The sequence below is a fragment of the Paraburkholderia sp. GAS32 genome, assembly GCF_050434225.1.
In the GTDB taxonomy this organism is placed as follows: domain Bacteria; phylum Pseudomonadota; class Gammaproteobacteria; order Burkholderiales; family Burkholderiaceae; genus Paraburkholderia; species Paraburkholderia madseniana.
On sequence record NZ_JBNPVS010000067.1, the window covers coordinates 36,298 to 45,693 of the forward strand.

10 protein-coding genes and 4 pseudogenes are annotated in these 9,396 nt (G+C 59.4%); 12 read left to right on the top strand and 2 right to left on the bottom strand.

All coding sequences use genetic code 11. The features are described 5' to 3' along the window. Window positions 1-533: 533 nt before the first annotated feature. From P3T25_RS44390 to P3T25_RS44400, 3 genes and pseudogenes are all read left to right on the top strand, one after another. Window positions 534-894 (top strand): annotated as a pseudogene (locus tag P3T25_RS44390) (integrase core domain-containing protein); the annotation flags it as partial. 330 nt (window positions 895-1,224) lie between these two features. Next, window positions 1,225-2,112 carry an alpha/beta hydrolase gene (locus tag P3T25_RS44395; RefSeq protein ID WP_429363740.1) on the top strand — a complete coding sequence of 296 codons (888 nt, stop codon included), beginning with the start codon at window positions 1,225-1,227 and terminating at the stop codon, window positions 2,110-2,112. Between the two features lie 175 nt (window positions 2,113-2,287). After that, window positions 2,288-2,704: pseudogene (locus P3T25_RS44400) on the top strand (IS6 family transposase); the annotation flags it as partial. 159 nt (window positions 2,705-2,863) lie between these two features. Here P3T25_RS44400 and P3T25_RS44405 read toward each other — a convergent pair. Beyond that, a pseudogene (locus P3T25_RS44405) lies at window positions 2,864-3,144 on the bottom strand (hypothetical protein); the annotation flags it as partial. A gap of 143 nt (window positions 3,145-3,287) precedes the next feature. Continuing rightward, window positions 3,288-3,884 (bottom strand): TetR/AcrR family transcriptional regulator, encoded by a 597-nt coding sequence (locus P3T25_RS44410; protein WP_429363742.1) that lies wholly within the window; start codon window positions 3,882-3,884, stop codon window positions 3,288-3,290. Between the two features lie 156 nt (window positions 3,885-4,040). Here P3T25_RS44410 and P3T25_RS44415 point away from each other — a divergent pair. The 9 genes and pseudogenes from P3T25_RS44415 to P3T25_RS44455 all read left to right on the top strand — a co-directional run. Further along, window positions 4,041-4,585 (top strand): annotated as a pseudogene (locus P3T25_RS44415) (IS6 family transposase); the annotation flags it as partial. A 570-nt stretch (window positions 4,586-5,155) separates the two neighbouring features. After that, window positions 5,156-5,338, top strand: coding sequence for a hypothetical protein (locus P3T25_RS44420; protein WP_429363744.1), 183 nt, complete (start codon window positions 5,156-5,158; stop codon window positions 5,336-5,338). Next, on the top strand, window positions 5,335-6,036 hold the full coding sequence (locus tag P3T25_RS44425; protein WP_429363746.1) for an IS6 family transposase: 702 nt from the start codon (window positions 5,335-5,337) through the stop codon (window positions 6,034-6,036). The genes P3T25_RS44420 and P3T25_RS44425 overlap by 4 nt, the downstream gene beginning before the upstream one ends. 64 nt (window positions 6,037-6,100) lie before the next feature. Further along, window positions 6,101-6,934 carry a DNA-binding protein gene (locus P3T25_RS44430; RefSeq protein WP_429363748.1) on the top strand — a complete coding sequence of 278 codons (834 nt, stop codon included), beginning with the start codon at window positions 6,101-6,103 and terminating at the stop codon, window positions 6,932-6,934. A gap of 4 nt (window positions 6,935-6,938) precedes the next feature. Then, a complete protein-coding gene (locus P3T25_RS44435) occupies window positions 6,939-7,142 on the top strand; it encodes a hypothetical protein (protein ID WP_429363750.1) in 204 nt (67 codons plus the stop codon). A gap of 11 nt (window positions 7,143-7,153) precedes the next feature. Next, entirely contained in the window at window positions 7,154-8,026 is an 873-nt protein-coding gene (locus P3T25_RS44440; RefSeq protein ID WP_429363752.1) for a hypothetical protein, read from the top strand. A gap of 16 nt (window positions 8,027-8,042) precedes the next feature. After that, complete coding sequence (locus P3T25_RS44445) at window positions 8,043-8,477, top strand: hypothetical protein (protein ID WP_429363754.1); 435 nt, start codon at window positions 8,043-8,045, stop codon at window positions 8,475-8,477. A gap of 61 nt (window positions 8,478-8,538) precedes the next feature. Next, window positions 8,539-8,922 carry a hypothetical protein gene (locus P3T25_RS44450; RefSeq protein WP_429363756.1) on the top strand — a complete coding sequence of 128 codons (384 nt, stop codon included), beginning with the start codon at window positions 8,539-8,541 and terminating at the stop codon, window positions 8,920-8,922. Further along, window positions 8,922-9,293, top strand: a complete 372-nt coding sequence (locus tag P3T25_RS44455; protein ID WP_429363758.1) for a hypothetical protein — start codon at window positions 8,922-8,924, stop codon at window positions 9,291-9,293. Before P3T25_RS44450 ends, P3T25_RS44455 begins: the two co-directional genes overlap by 1 nt. The last annotated feature ends 103 nt before the right edge of the window (window positions 9,294-9,396 follow it).

Consider the following 9,396-nt stretch of genomic DNA (forward strand, 5'->3'; position numbering starts at 1 on the left):
AACAGCTTGCTGCGCAACCATGTCGCGGTTCGACTTCGGTAGGAGGGCGGAAAATCATGTTTCCAATGTTGCCGCCAGCTACCACACCAAGCCTCGGAGTCACGGCTGGCCGATCCATGCCGCCATGAGGATGTGCCGGAGCGCAAGGTGAGGGCGCGGACTTCGGTGGGTTTCGAGTCGGTGTGCGTTCTACAATTCCCCCCCGGAAGTGACCCTGGCTACCAGTCACGCAGGCGCAAGGCGATTGCCCACATGAGAGTGGACGCGCCGTCGCGCTGGTGGCTGGTGTTGCGCGCAGGCATTAACAAAATGGACTAATAACGCAACTAACCGTCTATGTTTAAAACATCAACCCGCAATGTCAAAACCGCTCAGCAGCAACGAGGGCTACCTGCCCATCCTGCGAATGCCGGTCGCGCGCAGCTCGTCGATAACGGCACTGGTTTTCGTTCCATCGATTCTTGTAAATTCGAAAAACGGCGGCGCATTAACTGATGCCGTTGCGGATAGATCTGACGCGGTTTCCCGTGGACGTTGTTGATTTCGCCACTAGCGTGTCGTCAGACGGAGGAGCGATCGTATTCCGTCGATCTGACCACCAGCGCAAACGTTGGGCGGTTGAAGACGGTATGGAAATGGCGCTCAGTGATCCAGGCAAGCCGTGGCAGAACGGTGCGGATGAGAGTTTCAGCGGTAAATTCCGCGACGAGCGTCTGAGCCTCGAGTGGTTTCGCACTCGTGCGGATGTAAAAGTCGTGATCGAACAGTGGCGGCGCCACTACAATGCGATTCGGCCGTAATCAAGTCTGGCGTACCTGACGCCCGACGAGTTCAGGCAGCGGTATTGTTCAACTGAATTCAACTGAAGCAGCCGAGGCCGTTCTCCAAGACTGAAAAATCAGACAGGTCGATCGACCCGCCATACTGGCCGGCGGCCAGGCGCCGTTTCCCGTCGCCCGAGGCTCATTCCTGGTCGGAATCACACCGCACCTTCAGGCTCATGCTTTATTTGACAAACTTGGTATTGACAATTGTGGCGTATGATAATAATCTTGAGTATCAGAATCACACAATGGCAATCGACATGTAGTTTGCGGGTCTGAAAAATTGCGGCGCCAATCGCCGCTTGGGATTGCTGACGAAAGGGCGAGACCAACACAAAGATCGGGGAGCAAATGAGGTCAATCGAGGGTGCCTCGGCCCAAACTCATCAGGAGAACGAATATGACCATGCAGCAACTGAAAAGAATTCTTGAAATTAGCGCCGAAAATCCCCCTCCGGAAAAGGCCACGCCGGACATGATGCGCGCATGGCTAGAGGATGCTACGAGCCAGTTGCCTGTGGCGGAGAACGTCAAAATCAAGCGCGTGAAGTGTGGTCCTTGTGAGGGCGATTTGATCTTGCCCGAAGGTGGGGATGACTTGCGCCTCATCATTCATTATCACGGTGGTGGCTTCGTCATTGGTTCGAGCCGCACACACCGTGTCATCGCTTCCAACTTGGCACGCGCCGCGGGGAGCGCCGTGTTAGTGCCCGATTACCGCCTCGCCCCCGAAAATCCAGCTCCTGCCGCCCACGATGATGCATTCGCCGTGTATCAATGGGCACTGAGTCAGGGTTACACCCCGGAGAGGATGGCCTTAAGCGGGGATTCGGTGGGAGGCAATTTGGCGCTTGCCACTGCGGTGCGTGCCAAGGAAGCTGGACTTCCGCTACCCAGTTCGTTGACGTTGGCGTCGCCCTGGTTGGATTTGGCGAGGGAAGGTGCTTCTTATCAGGAGGTTCACGATGATCCAATCATTTCTACAGAACTGTTGAACCTGTTGACGTCTTCGTTTCTTGGCGTGGGCGACCGCAAGTCGCCCAAAGTGACGCCGTTCTATTCGGACTTTAGCGGTCTGCCTCCGACGTTGGTGCATGTAGGTAGTTGGGAGAGATTGCATGACGACTCGATTACGGTTGTTGCGCGGATGCAGGCTGTTGGTGTGGCGGCTGATCTGAAAATTTTTGACGGCATGATCCATGGCTGGCAGCTGTACGCTCCGATGCTGGATGAAGGTATGGCTTCGATCGAAGAGTGTGCAGCGTTTATAAGGGCGCATCAGGTGTGACGTTCATGTCGATGCTGCCTCTGAGCTAGTCGGTTCTGCGGCGTCGTGAGCGATTCCTTTCCCGGAGGGTGATCTTCTGCAAGCGGCCAAAGTGAGTGACCGAGACGGTGGGACTTTGGTGAAAATCGGTGGACGGGATGGGCTACGCTTGGGTTTTCACAGGCGCGGGCACACAGTGAGTACGCTGGGAGACGTCGACTGGTTGTTCAATGGGCGGCCCTTTGACCGCGAAGTCATTGTCCTGTGTGTACGTTGGTACCTGCGTTACAAGCTCAGCTTTCTGGACCTCGCTGAATTGATGGCTGGGCGGGGCCAGTCGCTGGCGCACACGACGATCATGCGCTGGGTAAAGTATTTCACGCCGGAGTTCGTCAAATGCTGGAATCACCTGGCAACGGTAGCCGGTCAGTCGTGGCGCGTCGACGAAACCTGCGTGAGGATCCGCGGCAAATGGGCCTATCTTTACCGTGCAGTTGACCGAGTGGGGAGGACGGTTGATTTCCGGCTCAGCGCCAGGCGCGATGTGGCTGCAGCAAAGGCGTTCCTCGCAAAGGCGATCAGAACTCAGGGGCGTGCCCCAGCTACGGTCAGTTCAACCTCGCAAAGCTGCGTCTCAAAGATACAGCTGCGCCTGCCGTTTGGATGGCAGTCCTTTCAACACGTTGATGTGGCCGCGATTACGGCGCTTCTTTCTCGCGCTCGCAATTTGCTCCAGAGCCTATTTTCCACGTCAAATCCGGTCGGCGACGATCTAGTTATTCGAAATGCAACCTACGTGCTGATCTGATGTGGTTCCGGCTGGCGCCCACTGATCTGCAAACGTCGCGCCGATCTGCCGGGTAAGTTTCACTTCGTCGCCATGCAGATAGATTGACGTCGTCGGGATCGAGGCGTGGCGCATGTTATCTCGGATGGTTGTCAATTCGGCCCGCGCGCCCATTGCGAGCTCGCACGGCGCAGTTTTTTCGCAAGCGCCGGTCTTTCGAGTTTGATCACTTCGGCCGCCTGCACGAAGAACCGGCGCGCGATCTCCCGCGTGCAGGACACCGCTGATGTTTACCGCACTGCCCTGCTCTTGGGGCTGTCAATCAGCGGCCATCTGGCGGGTGTTACCAGCGGCATGTGCAGGAACGCGTGTGCATGGATCTCGTTACAAACGAGCGTGCCCATCACAATCAAGAGTTAGCAAGGGCAAGCAACAACTGTCGACGGCCGTCTTTCAATATTTCGTCGGCGAGGTCCGGATCAACGTCCACCACTGCACGCGACAGTATCAAAGTCCCGACCATTCGGCTCAGAATCGCACTAGCTCTCTTTCTGCGTTCCTTTTTATTCGTTCCGTCAAGGGCATCCGCGAGGTAGTCGAGATTCAACGCAACGCCGTCGGCGTAGGACTTGCGCGCCTCGGCGCCCAGTCGCCGGACATCGCCCGCGAAGGTGGAGATTGGGCAACCTGACTCGATGTCGTCACGATGACCGAGGGACAAGTACCAGTCGATCTGGCGCTTGATGGGATCCGCCCTCATCGCTCTGGACTGCGCGATCGCCGCGATCAGTCGTCTTGCACGGCTCTCCATGGCCTGGTTCATCACCGCAGCCACCAACGCATCCTTCGATTCGAAGTGGTTGTAGAAGCCGCCATGAGTAAAGCCTGCGGCCTTCGTCAGCTCCGTCAATCCCACCGCATCCACCCCACGCTCCCGGAAGAGCTTTTCGGCAGCGGTAATGATTAGCTGCCGGTTTTCAGTGGCTTGCTGCCTTGAGAGACCCATGAACTGTCCTCCTCGCCTGTGCGTCGATTTCCGTCATTTTTCCATAAATCGATGGTGAATACCATTGATGTTGGTTGGCGGTATCGCGGCGATGGATCTGTTGCAGTAAGGCATTGCGCTACGATGCGTGAAACGACACGAACAACTGAAAGCCCAATGAGGATGTTGAATCCGGCGCTGGCCCGAGTGCTCAAACGCCTGCATTATCCGCGCGATATAATACTGACTTGCGTGCGCTGGTACGTGGCCTATCCGCTGAGCCTGCGGAATCTCGAAGACATGATGGCTGGGCGCGGCGTTTCGGTCGATCATTCGACCGTGCACCGCTGGGCCGTGAAGTTGTTGCCGGTGCTGGAGAAAGCGTTCGCCTGCGCAAGCGGCCGGTTGGCAAGAGCTGGCGCATGGACGAGACGTACATTCGCGTCCAGGGCGGATGGCGATATCTTTACCGGGCCGTCGACAAGGACGGAAACACCATCGATTTTCTGCTACGCGCCCACCGGGACAAGACTGCAGTCTGACGTTACTTTGAGAAATCGATCGCCCAGAAAGGTGCGCCCGGGACGGTGATCATCGACAAACGCGGCGCCAATCTCGCCGAGCTCGAAGGGATCAACGTCGATCGTGAAACGCCCGTCGAGATTCGCCAGTCTAAATATCTCAACAACCTGGTCGAGGTGCGACACGAGGTCGCTTACAGAAGTTGTTCTCACTTCTCGCAGCATAGAAGGAGAGAACCACCGGTGTCACCCGGTGAATCTAGGAGCCTGAATCAAGAGCGGCTCTGACAACGTAACGAAGCGCCGCAAGGCGCGGGGTATCAATCGCGAGAGGCGTACCCTTCTGGCAGCCATACGCCGGATGAGTGCCGGATAGTCGGTATGGTGAAAACATTTGAATCTGCAATAAGGTCGTTAGGTTGAACGAGCGGAAATGGCTATTGCGCTCGAACCAAAACGGTACCGGAGGTGGGAACAGCGTCTCTCGATTACGCTTTTCGTGACCCATATACCTCCCGGCCCAGAGCAGGCACCTAACCCGACGTACTTCCATAAGCGGAACGTGGAAACCCCGTATCGCTCCCTTCGGGGACAGCAGGCTGCGAGGTCTGCCCATGGCGGTGCGGGCACAGGAACGGGGAAAAAGCGTATGCCCGGCTGTAATGGACGGGATACGGGTTGCAACATCACCCGACGCGAAAGCGGGCAGACTTCCTCATGGTCTCTCCTCACCAGAGAGTTTGCAGAACCATCTATACGGGAGGAAAGCAAATGAGTGCAGCAACACGGGCGCGTGCACCTTCCGGCGTGACGTGGGACGGCATCAATTGGGCCAATGTTCAACGCCATCTGCTGGCGGCAACTTCAACCTTCGTGATCATTCAAAGGGGTTTTGTCGCAATAAGGGGTTCTGGTAATCTGGCTCAATCGAAATGGTGCGTGGGCGAAGAATGAAGACGCTGGATCCGGGTGTGGCACGCGCGCTTAAACGGCTACACTATCCGCTGGAAGTGATCCTGACCTGCGTGCGTTGGTACGTCGCCTATCCGCTTAGCTTGCGTCATCTTGAGGAAATGATGGCCGAGCGTGGAATTGCGGTCGATCATTCCACAGTGCACCGCTGGGCCATCAAGCTTCTGCCCGTGCTTGAGAAGGCGTTCCGCCGCTGCAAGCGAGCAGTTGGCAAGAGCTGGCGGGTGGACGAAACCTACGTGAAGATCCGGGGCGAATGGAGCTGCCTCTACCGGGCCGTGGACAAGGAGGGCAACACGGTCGACTTTCTTCTGCGAGCTAGGCGGAACAAGGCCGCTGCCCAGCGTTATTTCGAAAAATCGATCCAGCAAAACGGCGTACCCGAGACGGTGACGATCGACAAAAGCGGAGCCAATCTGGCCGCGCTGCACGCGGTGAATGCCGGGCGCGACACACCCATCAAGATTCGTCAGGTCAAGTATCTGAACAACGTGGTTGAGCAGGACCATCGGGCCATCAAACGCATCATCCGACCGATGCTCGGGTTCAAGGACTTCCGCTGCGCGCGTGTCATTCTGAGCGGCATCGAGATCATGCATATGATCGCCAAAGGGCAGATGAAACACACTGGTAAAATCAAGCCGTCTGCAGCCTGCCAGTTCTACTCGTTGGTGACGTAAGCTATCCTCATCATATCGCCTTTGTACGACTCAACCGCCTTACCGCGACAGAACCCCCGCGGCCGTGCTCGGCGAGTTCTGGACGGAGTTGCGTGAAAAGAGTCGGGTGCGCATCGAGCATCCCGACCTGCCGGCTGATCTCGGTGCAGCAGCCGGCGAACTGGTGGCCACCCTCTGGACCCGCGCCACCGCGTCAGCGGAGGCCGCGCTTGACGCGCTGCGCGACGAGGTCGAGGCGCAGCGTGTCGAGGCGCAGCAGGCGGTCGTCGCCGCGCGGGACGAGCTGGGTCGCACCGAGACCGCGCTCGAGCAGCGCACCGCGGCGCTGCTGGCCGCGCAGGTCGAGATACGGGATCTCGACAGGGCACACGCCGAAGGCCACGCGCAGCGACAGGCGCTGGAGGCAGAACTGGCGCGGGTCCAGGCGGCACTGGCCGCGCGCGAGCGCGAACTGGTGGAGGCAAGGGAAAGGTTTTCGGGTGAACTTGAAAAGCTGCGCGCCAGTGCCGATCTGGCAGAAGATCGACTACGGGCAGCCGAGAAAAGTGCGCTGCTCGAGATCGAGCGTGAACGGGTTGCCACCGCGCGCCTCCAGAAAGAACTGGTGGCCACCACGCGAAAGGGCGAGCAGGGCGAGACGCGGCATCGCAGCGAACTGCAGGCCGTGCAGGCGCAACTTGCCGATGCGCGGCACCAGGCTGGTGTCATCGAGGGCAGCCTGGCGGCTGTGCGCGACGCCAGCGCCGGCTATGCGCGTGAGCTCGGGTTGCTGCGACAGCAGATGACGGGGGCGGTCGCCCCGCGCGGCTCAGGTCGCAAGGGTGGGGCTGTCACGGTACCCGCCCGCAAGCAGCCCCGTGCGACCCGCAAGGCGGCATCGACGAAGAAGCCGGGATAAGCGCATGAACCCGACCGCCCGGAAAAGGAAGAAGGCCGTCTGTCCATCGATCGGCGCGCTGATGCGGTATCGCGATCGCATCGTGCGCGTGATCGCTGAAGCGAGCGGTCAACGCGCGGTGATCGAATCGGTCGACGTCAATGGCCGGTCGTTCCGCAGCGTGGTGAAATGGGCTAATCTGGCCGGTCTGAACGATCAACTCTTCTGACGCTGACCATCATGCAGCTCGACATCTTTGCCGACAGCCGCGACGTCATGCTCCGCAACGATGTGGTGGATGCCCTCCACCGGCGCGATGCGGTCTCTGCCCGGCAGGCCTTGAAGAGACTGGCAGGCGAATTTCCCGATGACGACACCCTGGCCGGGTTGGCGACATTGATCGATGTGCTCGGAAACGATGTCCCCGCGCCGCTCGTCGATCATCCGGCGCTGGCGGCCGCCTGTGGTCGCCTCAATGATGAGGTTGAACCAGCGGCGCGGCGGTTACTGGGCGACGCACCCGGACGGGCGTGGATGGCGTCATGCTGGCGGACGCTCGCGCAGCAGGCCGCGGCCCTGCCGTTTCGCGCTGAGGTCAGTGACCTTCACGCGGCGCCGCTATGGCTGCGCGCGGGCGACTGGGGTGAGGCAAGACGGGCCGTCGAGCGGATCGAGTCGTGGCGCCGGATCCCGGCGCCGCTGACGTGGATGGCCGAGGTGCAGCATCGCGCGGATGGCCTGGAATCCGCGTTGCCATTACTCACTGAACTGGCGTGGCTGTCACCTGGCCGGCTGGCGGGTCTGTTGCAACGGCTCGCCGACGCGTCAATCGACACGTTGCGCAGAAAGTTCGACGCGAATTTCGAGGGTGCAGGCCAGACAGCCGACCTCGCGTGGTTTCCCGCGTGGGTGCTGATCGAAAAGCCAGGACTGGCACCGCTGCTGCGTGAAGCGCAGCCGTCGCGCCAGACGGCGCCGGAGCGGGCGACGCGGCTGTTGCTGCAGATCCTGAGCCTCGAGCGGCAGGGCAACCAGCATGAGCTGGTTGAGCGCCGCAAGGCGCTGCGCGATCTGCATGCCGGCCTGTACGCCGCTTATATGAAGACGCGCTGACACGGCATGCCTGAAGATGACGACCCGTCCAACCGCTCACAGGTGGACTTTCCCGGCACGGTTCCAGCGCGGCGCGTCTGGCCGGAAATCTGCGCTGCCGATCCAGCGTCTCAAGGAAGTCGTCGCGGAAATCCGGCAGATCGCCCGAAAGGAGCTTGTTGTCGCGGCCGATGGCGCCGTGTCCTTGCTCGAGAAGCTTTCACCCGCGCTCGAGCGGGTCGACAGTTCGTTCGGTGCACCCGGCACAGCCGTGAACCGTGCAGTCGACGCACCGGTACCAGTCATCGCCGGAGTCGATGCGCCAGCCGTCATGCGGGAACGCTGGCTAGAGCGTCTGTTCGATGCGCGGCAGAATAATCAGACGCCGTGCATCGACCGTCTCGGTGAGCGTTGGAGCGAACTGCGTGTAACGCCCGCGATGCCTCCGCATGGGCTCAATTGGCACGGTTAAGCGCAACGCGACGGCAGTCGGCATTTTTACTATGAACAGAAGTCAGTACAGGATTGACATCATGGAAGCGTACAACCCGGAGCGCGGGCCCGAGCCTCAATCATGGCTTGAACTCGACGAACAGGAGCGGATTCTTCTCATTGAAACCTGGCATCGCGTCGCCCGGATCAAGCTTCCCAACCTTACGGCACATGCCGCGCTACATGTGATCGTCGAAAACCAGATTGCCTTGGACCTTGAGCCCGTGGTCCGGGCAATGGATCGCCTCGGGAAACAGGGACTCACGCGACACGATGCTATCCACGCGATCGGCTCAGTTGTCGCAGAGAATCTGTTTGGCATTTTGAAGGCGGATCAGAACGACGATGCTGCTGCTTCGCAGGCGCGTTACTACGCGGCAGTGGAGCGATTGACTGCAGTGAGTTGGCGCAAAGGTGGGCAGTAATGCGGACGCCACCGAAACTTCAACCCTGGTTTGATGCGCGGCAGCGTTTCAGGTTGAGCCATATTCATATCCAGATGGCTCGCGAACTGGGATTGAATCCCCGAAAATTCGGATCACTGGCTAACGACCAGCAGGAGCCGTGGAAGCGGCCCCTCGCCGAATTTATCGCGCACTGTTATAGCAAGCGCTTTGGTCGTTCGACCCCCGAAGACGTGCAATCGCTGGAAGAAGTCGTGAAGCGTGCGGAACAGCGACGCAGCGAGCGGCGGGAGAGAAAAGCCAACAAAGCGGTTCTGCCAGCAGGGCCTCAACGTACCGATAGCGGATCAAACGGAAAGCTGCCTGACCTGCACGAACATGGCAGTGAATAGGTTCGAAGGTAAGCGCGAATTTATCAGCACATAGCGCCCGAATTGAGAGCAAGGCAAGCTGTGTCCACTGATTAACAGTGGACACAGCCCATGACTCAGATCG

Excerpts from the sequence above, each read along its gene's own strand:
- P3T25_RS44395 (WP_429363740.1), top strand. The coding sequence starts at position 1,225 with ATGACCATGCAGCAACTGAAAAGAATTCTTGAAATTAGCGCCGAAAAT.
- P3T25_RS44410 (WP_429363742.1), bottom strand. The coding sequence starts at position 3,884 with ATGGGTCTCTCAAGGCAGCAAGCCACTGAAAACCGGCAGCTAATCATT.
- P3T25_RS44420 (WP_429363744.1), top strand. The coding sequence starts at position 5,156 with ATGAGTGCAGCAACACGGGCGCGTGCACCTTCCGGCGTGACGTGGGAC.
- P3T25_RS44425 (WP_429363746.1), top strand. The coding sequence starts at position 5,335 with ATGAAGACGCTGGATCCGGGTGTGGCACGCGCGCTTAAACGGCTACAC.
- P3T25_RS44435 (WP_429363750.1), top strand. The coding sequence starts at position 6,939 with ATGAACCCGACCGCCCGGAAAAGGAAGAAGGCCGTCTGTCCATCGATC.
- P3T25_RS44440 (WP_429363752.1), top strand. The coding sequence starts at position 7,154 with ATGCAGCTCGACATCTTTGCCGACAGCCGCGACGTCATGCTCCGCAAC.
- P3T25_RS44445 (WP_429363754.1), top strand. The coding sequence starts at position 8,043 with ATGACGACCCGTCCAACCGCTCACAGGTGGACTTTCCCGGCACGGTTC.
- P3T25_RS44450 (WP_429363756.1), top strand. The coding sequence starts at position 8,539 with ATGGAAGCGTACAACCCGGAGCGCGGGCCCGAGCCTCAATCATGGCTT.
- P3T25_RS44455 (WP_429363758.1), top strand. The coding sequence starts at position 8,922 with ATGCGGACGCCACCGAAACTTCAACCCTGGTTTGATGCGCGGCAGCGT.